This is a genomic window from Curtobacterium sp. GC_Cur_3 (assembly GCF_026544205.1).
Lineage (GTDB): Bacteria > Actinomycetota > Actinomycetes > Actinomycetales > Microbacteriaceae > Curtobacterium.
In genome coordinates, this window is sequence record NZ_JALNUI010000011.1 from 1 (window position 1) to 19,017 (window position 19,017).

Here is a 19,017-nt window from a genome sequence, read left to right on the forward strand (position 1 = left end):
GGGATGATGGAGACCTTGACGGAGGCGCCGGCGGAGTCGCCGACGAGGTCGAGGGCTTCTTGGAAGGCTTCGAGGGGGAACTGGTGGGTGCAGATCCGGTCCATGGGGAGGGTCTGGGCTTCGAGGAGCTTGATGGCGGCGGGCCAGGTGTGGGGGCCGAGGTGGGCGCCGCGGATGTCGAGTTCCTTGTCGTCGCTGATGATGGACCAGTCGACGGAGACGGCGTCCTTGAAGACGGAGTACTCCACGAACGTGCCGAGTTTGCGGAGCAGGTTCAGGCCCTGGGGGACGGCGGAGGGGTGGCCGGTGGCTTCGATGTAGACGTCGGCGCCGTACCCGTCGGTGAGGTCCTTGATGATCTGGACGGCGTCTTCGGTGGCGATGTTGATGGTGAGGTCGGCGCCGACGGCCTTCGCGAGGTCGAGTTTGGTGTCGAGGACGTCGAGGGCGATGATCCGCAGGGGGTTCTTCTGGCGGGCTCCGGCGATGGCGGAGAGGCCGATGGGTCCGGCGCCGGCGATGACGACGGTGTCGTTGAATTTGATCTCGGCGCGTTCGACGGCGTGGAAGGCGCAGGAGAGGGGCTCGGCGAACGCGGCGACCTGTCCGGGGAGGTCGGTGGAGACGGGGTGGGTGAGGGCCTTGGCGGGGACGAGGACGTACTCGGCCATGGCGCCGTCGTAGCCCTTGAAGCCGAACATGTCGTGCACGGCGCACATCCAGTAGGCGCCTTCGAGGCAGTAGCGGCATTCCCAGCAGGGCACGATCTGCTCGCACGCGATCCGGTCCCCGAGGCTGAGTTTCCGCTTCGTGAGGGTGGTGTCGTCGCCGGCGATGACGGTGCCGACGAACTCGTGTCCGGGGATCCGGTTCGTCTCGGCCCATGCCGGACGGTTCTCGTCCCCCCAGAACTTCGCGGCGCCGTGGTAGCACTTCAGGTCCGAGGCGCAGATCCCGACGGCGTCGGTGCGGAGCAGCAGTTCCCCGGGTCCCGGGGTGGGGACGGGTCGGGTCTCGAGGCGGTAGTCGCCGGGGCCGTGCACGACGACCGCCCGCATCGTCGCAGGGATCTCCGCCGTGGTGGTGTCCGTCGGGGTGGTGGTGTCCGTCGTCGTCGACATGCGCTGTGTCCTCCGTTGGTCAGCAGTGGTTCGACCACGACTGTACACCGCACAGAACAAATGTACAGAACACAATTTCTGAACGGAGAGGGCGTTACGATCGCAGCATGTCCGACGAGATGCCCGCACCGGACTCCGCGCGCAGTCGCTTCCCGCTCGACACCGTCTACCAGGCCGCGCGCATGTACTACCTCGAGGACGCCACCCAGGTCGAGATCGCCGCTCGGCTCGGGGTCTCCCGCCCGACGGTGTCCCGGCTCGTCGCCGAGGCCCGCCGCGCCGGACTCGTGCGCATCGAGGTCGTCGACCCGTTCCAGGACGAGACCGTCGCACTGGCCGAACGCCTGCAGGTCGTGCTCGGTCTGCACGCGGTGCACCTCGCCGCGGTGACCCACACCACGACGCTCGGTGCGGACCTCGCCGTGCCGCTCGCCGCCGCACTGGACGACATGGCGCTGGTGCCCGGTGACGCGGTGCTGATGTCCTCGGGCAGGACGGTGTACGACGTCGCCCGCGGCGGGATGCCGCAGCTGCCGGGCGTGCAGCTCGTCCCGACCGTCGGCGGTCAGGCGGACCCGATGCCGTGGTTCCAGACGAACGAGATCACCAGGACGGCCGCGGAGCACTCGGGCGCGATCCCGGCGTTCCTCTTCGCGCAGGCGCTCCCGTCCGAGGCGATGCGTGCCTCCCTCGACGAGGACCCCGCGTTCCAGCACGTCATCGGCCTGTGGGGTCGGGCGAAGGGCGCCGTGCTCGGCATCGGTGCGCCGACCCCGACGCGGGACGCCCTGGCGCGGGGCATCCCGGTGGAGGACAGGGCCTTCGACCTGGCCGCCGGCGACGTCTGCCTGAACTTCTACGCGCCCGACGGGTCCCCGATCGAGTTCCCGGGGAGCGACCGGATGGTGCGGACCTCGCGGGAGGTGCTGGCGGCGGTCCCGCACGCGGTGGGCGTGGCCGTGGGCGAGGCCAAGGTGCCGAGCATCATCGGTGCCGTCCGCGGGGGGCTCGTCAACGAACTGGTCTCCGACGCGGCGACCGCGCGGGCCCTGCTCGACGCGCTGGCCTGACGCGGCGGCTCGACGCGGCGGCGCGCTGGCCTGCACTCGGTCGGCGCTCCGGCCTACATCTGGTCGGTGTGGGTCCGACGGACGTCCCAGAGGTGGTGCACCGGGTCGTGGGCGTAGTACACCGCGAGCGTCGCGACCGTGAAGGTGCTGCCGTCCGAGCGGAGCCCGGTGCGCTCGAGCTGGTCATCGCGGACCTCGTCGAAGGCCTTGGCGGCACGGTGGGCGGCAGCGCCGAGCTCGCGGGCGACGGTGGCCGGGTCCTGTTCGGCGTAGCGGTCCTCGAGCGCGGTGGCGTCCTGGTCCCAGTTCGGGAAGGTCGGCGCGTCCTCGGTGAGCATGAGCGTGAGCCGCTCGGTCATCTTCGCGTGGACGTCGCGCACGTGGGCGCCGTACTCGAGCGTGGACCAGGTGTCCTCGTCCGGGCGCTGGCGGGCGTCCTCGCGGAGCAGTGCGCCTGGCCAGCCGGTGGCGTTCGCCTCGATGATGCCGGGCACGTCGCGGATCGTCGTCGCGCTGCCGTCGTAGCCGCAGTCGTCGCACGGGGTCTCGATGACCCAGGTCCAGTTCTTCGTGTCGGGTTCGATCGCCATGGCCCGATCGTAGGGGGCGGCCGGTGGGGGCGCGTCCGGGCGGCTCGACTCGTGCGACATCGTCGTTGTCGTTCGACGTCGACCTTGTCGCGCCGCGCTCGGGCCGCACGTGTCCGCGACAACGTCGAGGTCGTACGACGTCGACTTTGTCGCGCCGGGCTCGGGCCTGCCGTGCCTGCGACAACATCGAAGTCGTACGACAGCGATGTTGTCGTTCCGAGTCGGGAGGGGGCGGGAGCGTGGGCGGGGGCGGCCGGTGGGGGCGCGTCCGGGTGGCCGGGCGGCACCGACACACGCGCCTCCGTAGGGTGGCTGCATGCGACTGCTGCTGATCCGACACGGCCAGACCCCCGCCAACGTGACCGGCGTCCTCGACGCCGAGGTCCCAGGCCCCGGACTCACCGAGCTCGGGCAGCAGCAGGCCGAGGCGCTGCCGGCAGCCCTCGCCCAGCGCGGCATCGAGCGGGTCTTCGTGTCGTCGATGCTCCGGACGCAGCTGACCGCGGCGCCGTTGGCGGAGGCGCTCGGCCTCGAGCCCGGGGTGCTGCCGGGCCTCCGCGAGATCGAGGCCGGCGACCTGCAGGGCAAGCGCGACCAGACCTCCGTGCAGCGCTACCTCGCCACGTGCTACGCCTGGGCGTCCGGGGAGCGCGAGGCCCGGATGGCCGGCGCCGAGACCGGCGAGGACTTCTTCGACCGCTACGACGACGCGATCGCGCAGGTCGAGGCGAGCGGCGCGGACGTCGTCGCCGTGTTCAGCCACGGGGCCGCGATCCGGATCTGGGCCGCGACGACGGCGCAGAACGTACCGAACGACCTCGGCTCGCGGCGGCACCTGGAGAACACCGGCGTCGTCGAGCTCGAGGGCTCCACGGCCGACGGCTGGCGCCTGGTCGACTGGGAGGGGGAACCGCTCGGCGGCGATGACCTCATCGACCGGACCGCGCAGGACCCGACCGGCGAGCAGTTCTAGCCAGCGGCGAGCGTTCGCGACGCGAGATCCCGTCAACCGACCTCGCAGGCTCGGTCGGCGCTGGCGCCGCGCGCCGCTGGCGCGTCGCTCCGAGCGGAGCGCGCGCAGGAGGCCCGGTACCAGCTGGTACCGGGCCTCCCGTCCGTCAGGGGGCCGTGATCAGGCGTGCGCCGCCGACGCGGTCAGCGGCACGACCACGCCGTGCGACTCGCGCAGGACGTCGAGCGTGTGCTGGACCTCGTCCGCGCGCTGCTCGGCGTCCCAGCCGAGGACACCGGCGAGGACGTCGGCCAGCTCGTCGAGCAGGTCGATCGTGACGCCGCCGACGAACGCGAGGTTCGTGCGACGCAGCACCACGTCGATCAGGTGCACGGCGTGCTCGTGCTGGGCGAAGTAGGCGACCTCGGCGCGGGTGAGCCCGGCGTCGGACTCGAGCGGCTCGACGGGGCCGTCGGTGAGGACGTCCACGACCTCCGCGGCACGGGTGCCGTAGCGCTGCAGCAGCCCCTCGACGAGCTCGGCGTCCAGGCCGTCACGGTGCGACTTGATCCACAGGGCGCGCTGGGCGTCCGTGATCGGAAACTCCTTGCCACCGCCGATCGGCATGCCGGTCGTGTCGACCTTGCGGGCCATGCCGAGCTTCTGCGTGGCCTCGGTCGACAGGTGCGCGGCGAGGGCGCGGAAGGTGGTCCACTTGCCGCCGACGAGCGACAGCACGGTCGTCTTCCCGAGCCCCGGGATCGTGGTGTCCACGATGCGGTAGTCGCGGGAGACGAAGCCGGGGGCGGTGTCCTCGTGACGGGGGAGCGGCCGGATGCCGGAGTAGCTGTAGACGATGTGGTCGCGGGTGACGTCGATCTGCGGGAACACGTGCTTCACGAGCCCGAAGAAGTAGTCGATCTCCTCGTCGGTGGTCACGACCGGCTTCGACGGGTCGGCGTCGATGTCGGTGGTGCCGATGAGGACCCGGCCCTTGAGCGGGTAGATCAGGACGATGCGTCCGTCGTCGTTCTCGAAGAACAGCTCGCGGCCCTTGGTGGCCTCGAGGAGCTCGTCGTTGTGCACGACGATGTGCGAGCCCTTGGTGCCGCCCATGAACTTCGTCTCGCCGCCGAACGCCTGGTTCGTGAGGTCGGTCCACGGCCCGGAGGCGTTGATCACGACGTCCGCCTGGAAGGCGAACTCCTCGCCGGTCTCGCGGTCGCGGAGCAGGACGCCGCCGTCGCGGGTGCCAGCGGCCTCGACGTAGTTGGTCGCACGGGCGGTCGCGGCGGAGCCGGTCCCGGTGCCGGCGGCCAGGCCGTCCTTGAGGACGTCGAGCGCCAGACGCTCCGGCTCGTGCACCGATGCGTCGTAGTAGGTGCCCGTGTACTTCAGGTCCTTGTTGAGCGCGGGCATGTCCGCCAGCGCCGCCTTCTTCGTGCGGAAGACGTGCTTGGGGACCGAGCCGCCGTCGCGGGAGAAGGAGTCGTAGATCGTCATGCCGATCTTGATGAGCATCGCGCCGCGCTCCTTCGTGGAGCGCTGCTTGTGCGTCAGCATGCGGAGCGGGGCGTTCATGATGCCGGAGAACGTCGAGAAGATCGGCATCGTCGTCTGCAGCGGCTTGACGTAGTGCGGGGCGATGCGGATCAGGCCGTTGCGCTCCTGCACGCTCTCGCGGACGAGGCGGAACTCGCCGTTCTCGAGGTAGCGGATGCCGCCGTGGATCATGTGGCTCGACGCCGCAGAGGCGCCGGATGCGTAGTCGCCGCGCTCGACGAGCGCGACGTCGACGCCCTGCAGGGCGAGGTCGCGGAAGGTGGCGATGCCGTTGATGCCGCCACCCACGATGAGGACCTGTGCGTTCGGGCGCTCGGTGAGGTCGGTCACCGTGCGTCGGGGCTGCGTCGTCTTCGACATGTGCGTACGCGTCGCTTTCTGGGGTCGGTTCTGGTGGGTCTCCATCGATCGTGCGCCCGCTGAGAAGTCGTGGCAACTTGCGTGCACGAACGTGCAGCACGTCTGTGGGCACGTCCCGCGACACGGACTGGAGGCTCGACCGAGGTTGCAGAGGCCGTGCACGTCCGTGCATGGTTGGCTCCATGAACACGAGCGCAGGTCCCGCGAGTTCCCTTGCAGGGTGGACCTGGTGAGCGATGCAGCGCAGCCGATGCGGACGCAGCAGGCGCTGCGCGCCGCACACCTGTACTACCTGCAGGACCTGACGATGGACGCCATCGCCGACGAGCTCGGCACGTCCCGGTCGTCGGTCTCCCGGCTGCTCAAGCACGCCAGGGACACCGGGCTCGTCGACATCCAGATCCGGTCGCCCCTGGACCAGGCCGCGGCGCTCAGCCGGAACATCCGCGCACGGTTCGGGGTGCACGCGCACGTGGTGCCGGTGCCGGACCACACGAGCGACGTCGACCGCCTGGAGCGGGTCGCGCTGTCGGCGGCGCGGATCCTGACGCAGTACATCGAGTCGAACATGGTGATCGGCCTGTCGTGGGGCTCGACGGTGAGTGCCGTCAGCCGGTTCCTCGTGCCGAAGACCACCCACGGGTCGACGGTCGTGCAGGTGAACGGCGCCGCGAACACCCGCACGACCGGCATCGTCTACGCGTCCGAGATCCTCCGGCGGTTCGGCGAGGCGTACGGCGCCCTCGTCCAGCAGTTCCCCGTGCCCGCGTTCTTCGACGACCCCGCGACGAAGGAGGCCCTGTTCCGCGAGCGGTCGATCCGCCGCGTGCTGGACCTGCACGAGCGGATGGACGTCGTGGTGTTCGGGGTCGGTGCGCCGCAGGCTCCGGTTCCCTCGCACGTGTACTCCGGCGGGTACCTCGACCCCGCCGACCGCGAGGAGCTCGCCCGCGCCGGCGTCGTCGGCGACGTGTCGACGGTGTTCTACCGCGCGGACGGGTCGTGGCGGGACATCGGGCTGAACGCCCGCGCCGGTGGCCCCGACCTGGACATCATCAAGCGGGCGCCGCGGCGGATCTGCGTGGTCGCCGGGCGGGGCAAGGCGGCGTCGCTCCGCGGGGCGCTGGCAGCCGGGCTCGTGACGGACCTGATCCTCGACGAGAGCATCGGGCAGGCGATCCTGCAGAACTGACGCTGGTGGTGCGGGCGGTCCGGGTGCTCGTTTGTCGGTGGCCGTCGATACGTTCTCGACCATGGTGCTCTCCACGGAAACCCGGCCGTCGACCACGACGCTCGGCACCCCTTCCACGTCGCCGGTGGCCGGTGGTCCGGAGCGCCCGGGCGCGCGCTGGTTCCGTCGGATCAAGGGCACCGACATCGACCACGCGGTCGCCTTCTTCTCCGAGGGCTACGACCTCCGCTCGCCGGTCGTCCGCCGCACCTCGCGGCACACGCCGTGGGACTTCTCCGGCGTCGGCGACGAGCGGATGTCCCTGCGGACCGCCCGTGCCGCCGTCGACTTCCGCGGCGAGTGCCGCACCGACGACGAGTTCCACGTGGTCTGGCTGCGGTCCGGCTCCACGTCGTTCTCGCACCGTGGCGAGCACGTCGAACTCCAGCCGGGCGTGCCGGTCGTGCTGCCGATCGGTGACACGTGGGAGATGCACCACCGCGACATCGCCATGAACATCGTCCAGCTCGACCGCCGGTTCGTGTCGGCCCTCACCGGCGACCCGGACTTCGCGTTCGAGCCCCTGCAGCGGCCGTCGACCGAAGGCGTCCGCGTGTGGCAGGACGTCGTCCGTCGCAACTCGTCGACCTGGCTCGACCGCGGCACCGATCTCAGCACCGTCGCACGCCGCGACATCGCCGAGTCCTTCGCCCGCGCGGCGCTGAGTGCCTTCCCCCGGCGCGAGGTCTGGCGGGCGTCGGTGGACGGCACCGGGCCGGAGCACGAGCGGCTCCGGCGTGCGCTCGAGTTCGTGCACGCCCACGCAGCAGAGGCCATCGGCACGCCGGAGATCGCGTCGGCGGCCGGCCTCAGCCCGCGGGGGCTGCAGCAGTCCCTGCGTCGGCATCTCGACCAGACGCCGGGGGAACTGCTGCGGCAGGTGCGGCTCGACGGCGCCCACGCGGAACTCCGACGTGCCGACCGTGACGAGGTCTCGGTCGCCGAGATCGCGCGGGCGTGGGGCTTCGGGCACCTCGGTCGGTTCTCCGCCGCGTACCGCGTCCGCTTCGGTGAACTGCCGAGCGAGTCCCTCCGCAGCAGGGGCTGACCGCACCGACGATCTCCCGGCGCTGACCGAATCGTGCTGCACGGATCGGCCCAGGATCATCCAGATGTTCGGCTGACACACGCCGGACACACGTGAGTGGCTGGATGGTCGGGTCAGCGCGGACACCCCGCGCACCGCCCACGAAGGAGTCCGCCATGCGCATCGGCGTCCCCACCGAGATCAAGAACAACGAGTTCCGCGTCGCCGCCACCCCGGCGGGTGTCGGTGAGCTCACCACCCACGGACACCAGGTGCTCGTGCAGGCCGGTGCCGGCGACGGCTCGTCCTTCCCCGACGCCGAGTACGTCGCTGCGGGGGCCACGATCGTGCCGAGCGCGGCGGAGGTCTGGGCGGACGCCGAGCTCGTCCTCAAGGTGAAGGAGCCGGTCGCGTCCGAGTACGACGCGATCCGCCCCGGCCAGGTGCTCTTCACCTACCTGCACCTCGCCGCCGACCGTGCGCTGACCACCGCCCTGACGGACTCCGGCGCGACTGCCATCGCGTACGAGACCGTGCAGCTGCCCGACCGGTCGCTGCCGCTACTGTCCCCGATGTCGGAGATCGCCGGGCGGCTGTCCGCCCAGGTCGGCGCGAACCACCTCCTGCGCGCGAACGGCGGCCGCGGGCTGCTGCTCGGCGGGGTCCCCGGCACGCCGAAGGGCCGCGTCGTGGTCATCGGTGGCGGTGTCGCCGGCGAGCACGCTGCGGCGATGGCACTCGGGCTCGGCGCAGAGGTCACCGTGTTCGACATCAGCCTGCCGCGGCTTCGGGCCCTCGACGCCCGGTTCGACGGCCGCATCACGACGCTGCGGTCCTCGTCCCACGCGATCGCGTCGGCGTTGCGTGAGGCCGACCTGGTGATCGGGTCCGTGCTCATCCCCGGTGCCTCGGCGCCGAAGCTCGTCACCGACGCGATGGTCGCCGACATGCGTCCGGGTTCGGTGCTCGTCGACATCGCGATCGACCAGGGCGGGTGCTTCGAGGGCTCGCGGCCGACCACGCACGACGACCCCACCTTCGCCGTGCACGACACCGTGTACTACTGCGTGGCGAACATGCCCGGAGCCGTCCCGCGCACCTCGACGATCGCGCTGACGAACGCGACGCTGCCCTACGCCCTCGCGATCGCCGACCAGGGGTGGGCGGCGGCGATGGAGTCCGACGCGGCCCTCGCCCGCGGGCTCAACGTGCACGACGGCCGCGTCACGAACGAGGCCGTCGCTGCCGCGCACGGCCTGGTCGCGTCCGCGCGCTAGCCGCTGCGCGCGCTAGCCGCGCGCCGGCGGGCGGCTGCGCCGGCTGGTGCGCTGCCGAGTCTCGCTCAGCCGGACATCCTGCGCGCCGAACGCCGCGCAGGATGTCCGCGTCGCCGAGTCTCGGGTGCGCAGGACGGCCGGCTGCGGAGGCACGGCGGCCCGGCGGAAGCGACACCGTCGGTGCGATCGCGCGGCGCTTCCGCACGCCCGGTGTCGCTTCCGCCGGGTGCGTACGGGTGCGCGAGCGGGCGGTGCGCTGCCGAGTCTCGCTCAGCCGGACACTCTGCGCGCCGAACGCCGCGCAGAGTGTCCGCGGCGCCGAGTCTCGGGGGCGTAGGACGGCCGGCTGCGGAGGCACGGCGGGCCGGCGGAAGCGACACCGTCGGTGCGATCGCGCGGCGCTTCCGCACGCCCGGTGTCGCTTTCGTCGCGGGCGGCTCCATGCGCGCGCACCGAGCGACATGGGCCGGGGGAGTGCGCGGCGCTTCCGCACGCTCGGTGTCGCTTTCGCCGAGTGCGTGCGGGTGCGCGAGCGGGCGGTGCGCTGCCGAGTCTCGCTCAGCCGGACACCCTGCGCGCCGAAGGCCCCGCGGAGTGTCCGCGGGGCCGAGACTCGGGCGCGCGGGCAGGCGCACGCGGCCGGCCGCACGCGGGCGGGCGCGCAAGCAACCAGCCCGCGCCGACGTCAGCTCGCGCCGGCGGCGGCGCTGCTCGAGCGCGCGGCGGACCAGCCCGCGCGGGCCCGCACCACGAGGGTGACGACCACCGCGGCTGCCGCGGCCACGATCGCCGCGACGGCCGTCGGCACGGAGACGAGGGGCCCGTCGAGCCGTGCGACCGCGACCCACGCCAGACCCCAGCCGAGGGAGACGACCGGGGAGAGCCGGCCTCGGCCGCCGATCGCCACGAGGACCCCGACGAGCCCGGCGACCGCTGCCACGCCGACGCCCCAGACGTCCTGGCCCAGCCCGAAGCCGCGGAAGCCCGCCGCCGTCAGCACCGCGGCCGTGTTCGCCGCCGTCGCCACGCACACCCACCCGAGGTAGAGGCCGAACGTGCCGTCGGTGATGACCGCCTCGACGATGCCGGACGGCTTCGTGCGCCGCAGGACCACGAACGCCCAGACGAGCACCCCGAGCAGCGCGACGATGATCGGCTCGCTCGCCCAGAGGAACCCGAACTGCACGGACAGGATCCACGCCGCGTTGAGCAGCAGGGACAGCGTCGCGGGCACGGCGAGCCGGCCGTGGCGGGCCTGGTCGGCACGGCGGGGCAGGAACTGCCACACCGCGAACGCGATGAGCCCGACGTAGATGACGCTCCAGATGCCGAAGGCCGGCCCACCGGGGGCGATGGCGGTCGAGGACGCCGACAGCGCCCCACCGGCCGCGTCCTGGATCGGCGTGCCACCGGCGGCGCCCGACCCGATGAACGAGCCGACCACGGCGATGACGGCACTGGCCGCGATCACGATCTTCCGGAACCATCGCATGGCGTCTTCCCTTTCGTCAGCATGCTGTCGACCTGCACGCTAGGCCCGTGGTCGGCTCCGACGCGCAGCCGACGTCCAGACAGCAGGGGACGGCCGGGAGGCTCGGCACACGTCCGCCACGTCCGTTCCCACCCACATCGGGTGCTCGGGGAAGCGCGAACGTGCGTTGCTGGTCGGACGTTCACCCTCTCGACGCGCGATCCGACCGCCTGAGCGCGGGAGCACCCGCCGCGGGTGCGTAGGTTGGGCACGTGACCGTCGAGCTCAACACCGTGTACATCGACCGCATCGCCCCGATCGCGAGTCCCTCACTCGACGACAGCTTCCGGATGATGCGGGAGCAGGGGGCCACCGTGTGCATCGTCCTGTACCAGCCCGATCCGGTCGAGCTCGGGGACGTCGCCGTCGCCCTGGGGCTGCACGAGCTCGCCGTCGAGGACTCCGCCGAGGGGCACCAGCGGCCGAAGCTCGAGCGCTACGGGTCGACGCTGTTCGCGGTCCTCAAGCCGGCGCTGTACAACGACCGCCGCGAGGAGGTCGAGTTCGGCGAGGTGCACGCCTTCGTCGGCGACGACTTCTTCCTCGCCGTCGTGCAGGCCGACCCGCGCGGTCGGAACGTCGTCCCGCGGGCCCTGCAGCGGATGAGCGGCAAGCCGGGCCTGGTGACGGCGGGCTCGCAGGCGCAGCTCTGGGCGCTCATGGACACGATCGTCGACGACTACCGACCGGTCACCGAGGGGCTCGAGGAGGACATCAACCAGATCGAGGACCAGCTCTTCGCCGGTGTCCCCGGGGTGTCCCGTCGCATCTACGAGCTGTTCGGCGAGGTCGTCGACTTCCAGCGGGCAGCACGGCCGCTCATCCACATGATCGAGAACATCCACCGCGGCGCCGAGAAGTACCACCTGCCCGTGGAGATGCAGCGGCGCTACCGGGACGTGCTCGACCACGCGATCCGCACGGTGGAGCGGGTGGACACCTTCCGCCAGCTGCTGCAGAACGCCCTGACGGTCGACGCGACCCTGGCGGCGCAGAAGCAGAACGACGACACGAAGAAGATCTCCGGCTGGGCGGCGATCCTGTTCGCACCGACGCTCATCGCCGCGATCTACGGCATGAACTTCACCCACATGCCCGAACTCACGTGGACGTGGGGGTACCCGCTGGCGGTCCTCGCGATGGTCGTCTTCGCCGCGGCGCTGTTCGTCGTCTTCAAGGTCAAGCGCTGGTTCTGACATACTGGCCGCGTACTTAGTTGCACGGCGGAAGAAAAGACCCAGGAGTTCCGATGACGCACCTCCCGCACGCCCTCGTCCACCTGTCCACCGCCGGGGTCTCCCTGGTCCTCGACTGCACGCGGGGTCGGTTGCCGTCCGTCGTGCACTGGGGCGCAGCGCTGGGCGCGCAGTCCACCGACGACCTGCTCGCGCTCGTCGAGGCCGGGCTCGAACCGATCGTCTCGAACGCGATCGACGAGCCGATCCGCCTGGCCGTGCTGCCCGAGCCGCACGCCGGGTGGTCGGGCAAGCCCGGTCTGTCCGGACACCGCGACGGGCACGACTGGTCGCCCCGTTTCATCGTGACGAGCCTCGACGTCATCGGTGAAGCCCACGAAACCGCACCTGGGCCGGACGAGACGGAAGCGACCCCCGTCCTCGTCGACACCGGAGCCGCCCGCCTCGTCGTCGAGGCCACCGACGACACCGCCCAGCTCGCCGTCCGACTCGAGATCGAGCTGCTCCCCGCCGGCCTGGTCCGCACCCGCGCCGCCGTCACGAACACCGGCGCGGGGACCTACACGGTCGACGAGCTCACCGTCGCCCTGCCGATCCCGACCCGCGCGCGGGAGATCCTCGACTTCGCCGGACGCTGGGGCAAGGAGCGCGTCCCGCAGCGCCGCGAACTCGTCGTCGGCATCCACGAGCGCGAGGGGCGCAAGGGCCGGACGGGCGCCGACGCCGCCACCGTCCTGAGCGTCGGCGTGCCGGGCTTCGGCTTCGCGCACGGTGAGGTCTGGGGCGTCCACACCGCGTGGAGCGGCAACCACCGCCACCACGCCGAACGCCTGTTCAACGGCCGCCAGGTCCTCGGTGGCGGGGAGCTCCTGCTGCCCGGCGAGATCCGGCTCGGCACCGGGGAGTCGTACGAGGGGCCGTGGCTCTACGGCGCGTACGCCACCGGCCTCGACGAGCAGGCGCGCCGGTTCCACCGGCACCTGCGCAGCCGCCCGCAGCACCCGACGAGCGTCCGCCCGATGACGATCAACGTCTGGGAGGCCGTCTACTTCGATCACGACCTGGACCGCCTGAAGGACCTCGCCGACCGGTCCGCCCGCCTCGGCGTGGAGCGCTTCGTCCTCGACGACGGCTGGTTCCGCCACCGCCGCAACGACTTCGCGGGCCTCGGCGACTGGTTCGTCGACGAGACGGTGTGGCCCGACGGCCTCGGCCCGCTCGTCGACCACGTCCGAGCCGCCGGCATGCAGTTCGGGCTGTGGTTCGAGCCGGAGATGGTGAACGAGGACAGCGACCTGGCGCGGGCGCACCCGGACTGGGTCATGCAGGCCGACGGGCGCCTGCCGGTCCGCTCCCGCCACCAGCAGGTCCTGAACCTCGCGATCCCGGAGGCGTACGAGTACGTCCTCGACCGCATGGTCGCGATCATCGACGAGTACCGGATCGACTACGTCAAGTGGGACCACAACCGCGACCTGGTCGAGGCCGGGCACCGGGACGGCGGCGCGGCCGTGCACGAGCAGACCCTGGCGGCCTACCGGCTGATGGCGGCGCTCAAGGACCGCTTCCCCGGGTTCGAGATCGAGTCGTGCTCCTCCGGTGGCTCCCGCGTCGACCTCGGCGTCATCGAGCACACCGACCGCGTGTGGGTGTCGGACTGCATCGACCCGCTCGAGCGCCAGCAGATGAACCGCTGGACCATGCAGCTGCTGCCGCCGGAGATGCTCGGCTCGCACATCGCCAGCGGGGTGAACCACACGACCGGGCGCTGGCACGACCTGTCCTTCCGCGCGGGCACGGCCCTGTTCGGGCACCTCGGCATCGAGTGGGACCTGGCCACTGCGACGGAGGCCGAGGAGCGCGACCTCGCCGAGTGGATCGCCCTGTACAAGGACGTCCGCGGGCTCCTGCACAGCGGGGACGTGGTCCGGGTGGACCAGGTCGACGAGACGCTCGCCGTGTACGGCGCGGTGTCGTCCGACCGGCGCGAGGCGATGTTCTTCCTGGCCTCCCTCGCGGCTCCCGAGGTCAGCCTGCGCGGACGCATCACCTTCCGCGACCTCGACCCCGAGACGCGCTACCGCGTGGACCCGGTGCTCATCGGCAGCGGGAGCGACGGCGTGCGCGAGCCGGTCTGGTGGTCGGGGGAGCGGGTCTTCTCCGGCCGCGTCCTCGAGACGGTGGGCCTCGAGGCCCCGTCGACGTACGCCGAGCGCGTGGTGCCGTTCCGCCTCACCGCGATCTGACGCCACCACGGGACGGACGGGAGGCTCGTGGCCAGCTGGCACCGAGCCTCCCGTCCGTCGTCGGGGGACGCGACTCGAGCAGTCCCGACTGATGTCTTGACAAGCCGTTTCTTTTGCAGCGACACTAAACCCGACCGGCAGCGTTGCCGGACGGAACCGACGCGACGAAGGAGTCACGATGGCCACCGAAACACCACTGCCCTCACCCCTGACGGTGACCGCTGACCGGCCCAGCCGCCCGGTGGAGGCGCGTGCCGGCTCTGGGATCCCGGCGCCGCGGCGACGTCGCCCGCCGAACGACCTGCGGCTCGCGCTCGTGTTCATCGCCCCGGCGGCGATCGGGTTCGCGCTGTTCCTGCTGTGGCCGACCGTCCGCGGGATCTACCTGTCCTTCACGTCGTACAACCTGCTCACGCCGCCGGTGTTCACGGGCCTGCAGAACTACGAGCGGCTCGTGCAGGACTCGATCTTCTGGCACTCGATGCTCGTCACGGTCGAGTACGTCCTGCTGAACATCGGGTTCCAGACGGTCCTCGCGCTGTTCATCGCCGTGATGATGCACCGGCTCACGAAGTCGACGTTCGTCCGCGGGATCGTCCTGGCGCCGTACCTGGTGTCGAACGTGGTCGCGGCGCTCATCTGGCTGTGGATCCTCGACACGCAGCTCGGCATCGGCAACGAGGTGCTGTCGGCGCTCGGCATCGGGCGGATCCCGTTCCTGCAGAGCGACGTGTGGGGCATCCCGACGATCGCGTTCATCAACGTCTGGCGGAACGTCGGCTACACGGCGCTGCTCATCTTCGCGGGCCTGCAGGCGCTGCCCGAGCAGGTGTACGAGGCCGGCCGCATCGACGGGGCGAGCGAGTGGAAGATGTTCTGGGGGATCACGGTCCCGCTGCTCCGCCCGATCCTGTCGCTCGTGCTCATCATCACGATCATCGGCTCGTTCCAGGTGTTCGACACCGTCGCCGTCACCACCCAGGGTGGTCCGGCGAACGCCACGAACGTCGTGCAGAACTACATCTACAACCTGGCCTTCGGCCGGTTCCAGTTCGGCTACGCGTCCGCCGTCTCGGTGGCCCTCCTCATCGTCCTCAGCGTCATCACGTTCATCCAGTACCGACTCTCGCGTTCCGGCGAGAGCGACCTGGACTGACGCGGCCACGCAGCAGAACCGAAAGCGAGTCGAAGATGACCAGCACCCTCCCGCCCGTGGTCGACCCCGTCACCACCCGCGCCGTCACCACCGCCGGCAGCAAGCCCGCCCGTCCCCGTCCGTCCGTCGGCCGCGTCGCCGCCTGGATCGCGATGATCGCCGTGATCGTCGTGACCCTGTTCCCCTTCTACTGGATCCTCCGCACGGCACTGTCGTCGAACGGTGCGATCTCCGCCGACCCGACCTCGCTGCTGCCGACCGGGTTCAGCCTCGGCGGGTTCGAGCGGGTCTTCGGCCTGCAGACGACGAAGGAGGCGCTGTCGCAGGGCGGCTCCGGCGCGACGCTGAACTTCTGGCAGTACCTGCTCAACTCCGTCCTGACCGCCACGATGATCACCGTCGGGCAGGTGTTCTTCTCGGCAGCTGCCGCCTACGCCTTCGCCCGGCTCCGCTGGCCCGGACGCGACAAGGTCTTCGGGGTGTTCCTCGCCGGCCTGATGGTCCCGACGATCTTCACGCTGCTGCCGAACTTCGCGCTCATCAAGTCGCTCGGGCTCGTCGACACGCTGCTCGGGATCTCACTGCCGTCGATGCTGATGACCCCGTTCGCGGTGTTCTTCCTGCGGCAGTTCTTCCTCGGCATCTCGAAGGAGGTCGAGGAGGCGGCGCTCATCGACGGCGCCGGCAAGGTCCGCGTGTTCTTCCGGCTCATCCTGCCGATGGCCTCGGCACCGATCGCGACGCTCGCCGTGCTGACGTACATCACCGCCTGGAACGACTACTTCTGGCCACTCATGGTGTCGTACACCGACAGTTCGCGCGTGCTCACCGTGGCCCTCGGCGTCTTCAAGTCGCAGGCACCGCAGTCCGGCACCGACTGGTCGGGCCTGATGGCCGCGACGCTCGTGGCGGCGCTCCCGATGATCGTGCTGTTCGGCCTCTTCGCCAAGCGCATCGTCAACTCCATCGGCTTCTCCGGCATCAAGTAGGGACGCTCCCATGACGAACTCCATCACCCGCCGCGCCCTGTTCGCCGGCGGCGCCTCCGCCCTGGCCCTCGGTGCCCTCGCCGCGTGCTCGTCGCCGGGACGGGCCAGCTCGACGGGCGGCGCGACCGGCACCGTGTCGTACTGGCTCTGGGACTCGAACCAGCTGCCCGCGTACCAGGCCGTCGCGAAGGCCTTCGAGCGCGAGAACCCCGACATCCGGATCAAGATCACGCAGCTCGGCTGGAACGACTACTGGACGAAGCTCACCGCCGGGTTCATCGCCGGCACCGCGCCCGACGTGTTCACCGACCACCTGACGAAGTTCCCGCAGTACGCCGACCTCGACGTGCTGTACGAACTCGACGAGCTCGAGGCCACCGCCGGCATCCGCGACGCCGACTACCAGTCCGGGCTCGCGGAGCTGTGGAAGGGCCGGAACGGGCACCGCTACGGGTCCCCGAAGGACTGGGACACCATCGCGATGTTCTACGACGAGGCGGTCATGCAGAAGGCCGGTGTCACCCCGGAGCAGCTCGCCGCCCTGGAGTGGAACCCCGACGACGGCGGCACGTTCGAGCGGATGCTCGCCCACCTCACCATCGACGGCAGGGGCCGCCGCGGGGACGAGCCGGGCTTCGACAAGACCGACGTGGCCGTCTACGGGATGAGCTCGAACGGCAGCGGCGGTGACGGCTTCGGCCAGACGCAGTGGTCACCGTTCACCGGCTCGACCGACTGGTTCTACACGAACGCCAACCCGTGGGGGAACCGGTTCCGGTACGACGACGCCGGGTTCCAGAAGACGATCTCCTGGTACTTCGGCCTGGCGGACAAGGGGTACATGCCGAAGTACGGCGTCTTCTCGACGACGACCGGTCCGGACGTGCAGCTCGGTGCGAAGAAGGTCGCGCTGTCGTTCAACGGCTCGTGGATGATCGGCGCGTACGGCAACCTGCCGGACATGGAGGTCGGCATCGCACCGACGCCGATCGGTCCCGTCGGACATCGCGCCTCGATGTTCAACGGGCTCGGTGACTCGATCACGAAGCAGGCGAGGAACCCGGAGGCCGCCGCGAAGTGGGTCGCCTTCCTCGGGGGAGCGACCGCGCAGCAGATCGTCGGCCGCGCCGGCATCGTGTTCCCGGCGCGTCCGGAGGGCACCGAGGCCGCCGTCGCCGCGTTCCGCGAGAAGGGCTTCGACGTGTCGGCGTTCACCGACCAGGTCGAGGACAAGACCACGTTCCTGTTCCCGGTCACGCGGAACCCCGGGGACGTGCAGGCGCTGGTGCAGCCCGCGTTCGACGACATCTACGCCAACGGCAAGCCGGTCAGCACGCTGACCGGGATGAACGACCAGGTGAACACGCTCCTGCAGCTCACGTAGTGCCGCGGGTCGCGACCAGGGCCGGACGGGAGGCTCGCCACCAGACCGGTGGCGAGCCTCCCGTCCGGTGCGTGGTGGGTGGTGCGTGCCGAGGCGGCGTGCTCAGGCGCCGAGCGCGTGCATCTGGATGGCGACGGCGGCGGCGCCGCGCGCCCACTCGTTGAAGCGGAACGGCTGGACGACCACGGTCGGGGCGGGGGTCGACCAGTGGCGGGCGGCCTCGATCGAGCGGTCGAGCGCTGCCCGGCCGGTCTCGGCGAGGCCGACGAGCTCGCCGGAGAGCAGGACGGCCTCGGGGTCGACGACGTTGACGACGTCCGCGACGAGGAGCCCGAGGGCCTCGGCCGCGTGGTCGACGACGGCGCGGGCGGCGGCGTCACCGTCGCGGGCGGCGTCGAGCAGCTCGGCGGCGGTGACCTCGCGACCGAGCGCGGCACTGCCCGCGCGGCTGACGGCCCGTTCGCTGAGGACGGATCGGGCGCATCCACGGTGCCCGAACTCGCAGCGCACGTCGGACTCGGCGACCGCGCCGCCCAGTCGCTGGTGGCCGATGCTGCCCGCGGTGGAGTGCGCGCCGGCGACGACGGTCCCGCCGAGGACCAGCCCGAGGCCGATCCCGGCGCCGATCGTCAACAGGGCGAACGAGCGGTGGTCGCGGCCCTCGCCGAACCAGTGCTCCGCGTGGGTGAGCGCCCGGACGTCGTTCTCGACCGAGCACGGCAGGCCGGTCGCCTCGGTGAGCAGGGCGGCGAGGGGGACGTCCTCCCAGCCGAGGAACGGGGCGCGGCGGACCTCGCGGCGACCGACGGTGGCGCCGCCGAGCGCGACGCAGACCCCGCGGACCCGGTCGTCCTCGGCGGTCAGTGCGCGGACGACCTCCGTGATCCGGGCGACGACGGCGGGGACGTCGGTGGCCGACAGGGGCTCCTCGCGCTCGGTGAGGACCCGTCCGCGGTGGTCGGTCGCCACGGCGAAGAGCCCGTCGCCGGTGAGCTTCACGCCGACGAAGTGGTGGGCGTCCTGGTCGATGTCGAGCGGGATCGACGGACGTCCGGTGGTGGTGGGCTGCACGACGTCGCGCTCGACGAGGATCCCGGCCTCGAGCAGCGGGCGGGTGATGCGCGACAGGCTCGGGCCGGACAGCCCCAGGCGCTCGGCGAGCTCGGTGCGGGGGCGGGGGCCGGCGCGGAGGACCTCGAGCACGACCGACTGCGCACTGCCCGCGAGGGGTTCCCAGCCGCGCTGCACGGCCGTCGGGACCGGCGCGGGGTCGGGTGTGTCGCTCACCCCGTCAGCCTAGGCGCGGCGGGGCGCGTCGCCCCGC

Annotated in this window: 15 protein-coding genes; 10 read left to right on the plus strand and 5 right to left on the minus strand. The window is 71.4% G+C overall.

Annotated features, from left to right (window positions below; all coding sequences use genetic code 11):
• Positions 1-1,121, minus strand: a 1,121-nt coding sequence (locus OXR63_RS07375; protein WP_267421464.1) for a zinc-binding dehydrogenase, incomplete at its 3' end; no start/stop codon positions are given.
• A 107-nt stretch (positions 1,122-1,228) separates the two neighbouring features.
• On the opposite strand from OXR63_RS07375, the gene OXR63_RS07380 reads away from it, so the two are divergent.
• A complete protein-coding gene (locus tag OXR63_RS07380) occupies positions 1,229-2,191 on the plus strand; it encodes a sugar-binding transcriptional regulator (protein ID WP_267421466.1) in 963 nt (320 codons plus the stop codon).
• A gap of 53 nt (positions 2,192-2,244) precedes the next feature.
• On the opposite strand, the gene OXR63_RS07385 is transcribed toward OXR63_RS07380, so the two are convergent.
• Positions 2,245-2,781: a DinB family protein gene (locus tag OXR63_RS07385; protein ID WP_267421468.1), complete on the minus strand. Its 537-nt coding sequence runs from the start codon at positions 2,779-2,781 to the stop codon at positions 2,245-2,247.
• Positions 2,782-3,097: 316 nt separating this feature from the next.
• On the opposite strand from OXR63_RS07385, the gene OXR63_RS07390 reads away from it, so the two are divergent.
• Complete coding sequence (locus OXR63_RS07390) at positions 3,098-3,754, plus strand: histidine phosphatase family protein (protein ID WP_267421470.1); 657 nt, start codon at positions 3,098-3,100, stop codon at positions 3,752-3,754.
• Between the two features lie 159 nt (positions 3,755-3,913).
• On the opposite strand, the gene OXR63_RS07395 is transcribed toward OXR63_RS07390, so the two are convergent.
• Positions 3,914-5,656 carry a glycerol-3-phosphate dehydrogenase/oxidase gene (locus OXR63_RS07395; protein ID WP_267421472.1) on the minus strand — a complete coding sequence of 581 codons (1,743 nt, stop codon included), beginning with the start codon at positions 5,654-5,656 and terminating at the stop codon, positions 3,914-3,916.
• 250 nt (positions 5,657-5,906) lie between these two features.
• On the opposite strand from OXR63_RS07395, the gene OXR63_RS07400 reads away from it, so the two are divergent.
• The 3 genes from OXR63_RS07400 (at position 5,907) to ald (ending at position 9,191) form a co-directional block, all read left to right on the plus strand.
• Positions 5,907-6,848, plus strand: coding sequence for a sugar-binding transcriptional regulator (locus OXR63_RS07400; RefSeq protein WP_267421676.1), 942 nt, complete (start codon positions 5,907-5,909; stop codon positions 6,846-6,848).
• A gap of 61 nt (positions 6,849-6,909) precedes the next feature.
• Positions 6,910-7,935 (plus strand): AraC family transcriptional regulator, encoded by a 1,026-nt coding sequence (locus OXR63_RS07405; RefSeq protein WP_276585183.1) that lies wholly within the window; start codon positions 6,910-6,912, stop codon positions 7,933-7,935.
• Positions 7,936-8,090: 155 nt separating this feature from the next.
• Complete coding sequence (gene ald, locus OXR63_RS07410) at positions 8,091-9,191, plus strand: alanine dehydrogenase (RefSeq protein WP_267421475.1); 1,101 nt, start codon at positions 8,091-8,093, stop codon at positions 9,189-9,191.
• A 685-nt stretch (positions 9,192-9,876) separates the two neighbouring features.
• Here the strand turns inward: ald and OXR63_RS07415 are convergent.
• Positions 9,877-10,683: a tryptophan-rich sensory protein gene (locus tag OXR63_RS07415; protein WP_267421478.1), complete on the minus strand. Its 807-nt coding sequence runs from the start codon at positions 10,681-10,683 to the stop codon at positions 9,877-9,879.
• A 251-nt stretch (positions 10,684-10,934) separates the two neighbouring features.
• Between OXR63_RS07415 and OXR63_RS07420 the strand changes: the two genes are divergently transcribed.
• The 5 genes from OXR63_RS07420 to OXR63_RS07440 all read left to right on the plus strand — a co-directional run bounded on the left by OXR63_RS07420 (position 10,935) and on the right by OXR63_RS07440 (position 17,693).
• Positions 10,935-11,918 (plus strand): magnesium and cobalt transport protein CorA, encoded by a 984-nt coding sequence (locus OXR63_RS07420; protein WP_071269702.1) that lies wholly within the window; start codon positions 10,935-10,937, stop codon positions 11,916-11,918.
• Between the two features lie 53 nt (positions 11,919-11,971).
• Entirely contained in the window at positions 11,972-14,164 is a 2,193-nt protein-coding gene (locus OXR63_RS07425; protein WP_267421484.1) for an alpha-galactosidase, read from the plus strand.
• A 178-nt stretch (positions 14,165-14,342) separates the two neighbouring features.
• The gene (locus OXR63_RS07430; RefSeq protein WP_267421485.1) at positions 14,343-15,320 is read left to right on the plus strand and encodes a carbohydrate ABC transporter permease; all 978 of its coding nucleotides are present in this window, start codon (positions 14,343-14,345) and stop codon (positions 15,318-15,320) included.
• A gap of 35 nt (positions 15,321-15,355) precedes the next feature.
• Entirely contained in the window at positions 15,356-16,309 is a 954-nt protein-coding gene (locus OXR63_RS07435; RefSeq protein WP_194662450.1) for a carbohydrate ABC transporter permease, read from the plus strand.
• Between the two features lie 10 nt (positions 16,310-16,319).
• Complete coding sequence (locus OXR63_RS07440) at positions 16,320-17,693, plus strand: ABC transporter substrate-binding protein (protein WP_267421494.1); 1,374 nt, start codon at positions 16,320-16,322, stop codon at positions 17,691-17,693.
• A 102-nt stretch (positions 17,694-17,795) separates the two neighbouring features.
• On the opposite strand, the gene OXR63_RS07445 is transcribed toward OXR63_RS07440, so the two are convergent.
• Positions 17,796-18,980, minus strand: a complete 1,185-nt coding sequence (locus OXR63_RS07445; protein WP_267421496.1) for an ROK family transcriptional regulator — start codon at positions 18,978-18,980, stop codon at positions 17,796-17,798.
• Positions 18,981-19,017 lie beyond the last annotated feature (37 nt).

What these genes read in the sequence shown, in the direction of transcription:
- OXR63_RS07380 (WP_267421466.1), top strand. Translation starts at nt 1,229, where the DNA reads ATGTCCGACGAGATGCCCGCACCGGACTCCGCGCGCAGTCGCTTCCCG.
- OXR63_RS07385 (WP_267421468.1), bottom strand. Translation starts at nt 2,781, where the DNA reads ATGGCGATCGAACCCGACACGAAGAACTGGACCTGGGTCATCGAGACC.
- OXR63_RS07390 (WP_267421470.1), top strand. Translation starts at nt 3,098, where the DNA reads ATGCGACTGCTGCTGATCCGACACGGCCAGACCCCCGCCAACGTGACC.
- OXR63_RS07395 (WP_267421472.1), bottom strand. Translation starts at nt 5,656, where the DNA reads ATGTCGAAGACGACGCAGCCCCGACGCACGGTGACCGACCTCACCGAG.
- OXR63_RS07400 (WP_267421676.1), top strand. Translation starts at nt 5,907, where the DNA reads ATGCGGACGCAGCAGGCGCTGCGCGCCGCACACCTGTACTACCTGCAG.
- OXR63_RS07405 (WP_276585183.1), top strand. Translation starts at nt 6,910, where the DNA reads ATGGTGCTCTCCACGGAAACCCGGCCGTCGACCACGACGCTCGGCACC.
- ald (WP_267421475.1), top strand. Translation starts at nt 8,091, where the DNA reads ATGCGCATCGGCGTCCCCACCGAGATCAAGAACAACGAGTTCCGCGTC.
- OXR63_RS07415 (WP_267421478.1), bottom strand. Translation starts at nt 10,683, where the DNA reads ATGCGATGGTTCCGGAAGATCGTGATCGCGGCCAGTGCCGTCATCGCC.
- OXR63_RS07425 (WP_267421484.1), top strand. Translation starts at nt 11,972, where the DNA reads ATGACGCACCTCCCGCACGCCCTCGTCCACCTGTCCACCGCCGGGGTC.
- OXR63_RS07430 (WP_267421485.1), top strand. Translation starts at nt 14,343, where the DNA reads ATGGCCACCGAAACACCACTGCCCTCACCCCTGACGGTGACCGCTGAC.
- OXR63_RS07435 (WP_194662450.1), top strand. Translation starts at nt 15,356, where the DNA reads ATGACCAGCACCCTCCCGCCCGTGGTCGACCCCGTCACCACCCGCGCC.
- OXR63_RS07440 (WP_267421494.1), top strand. Translation starts at nt 16,320, where the DNA reads ATGACGAACTCCATCACCCGCCGCGCCCTGTTCGCCGGCGGCGCCTCC.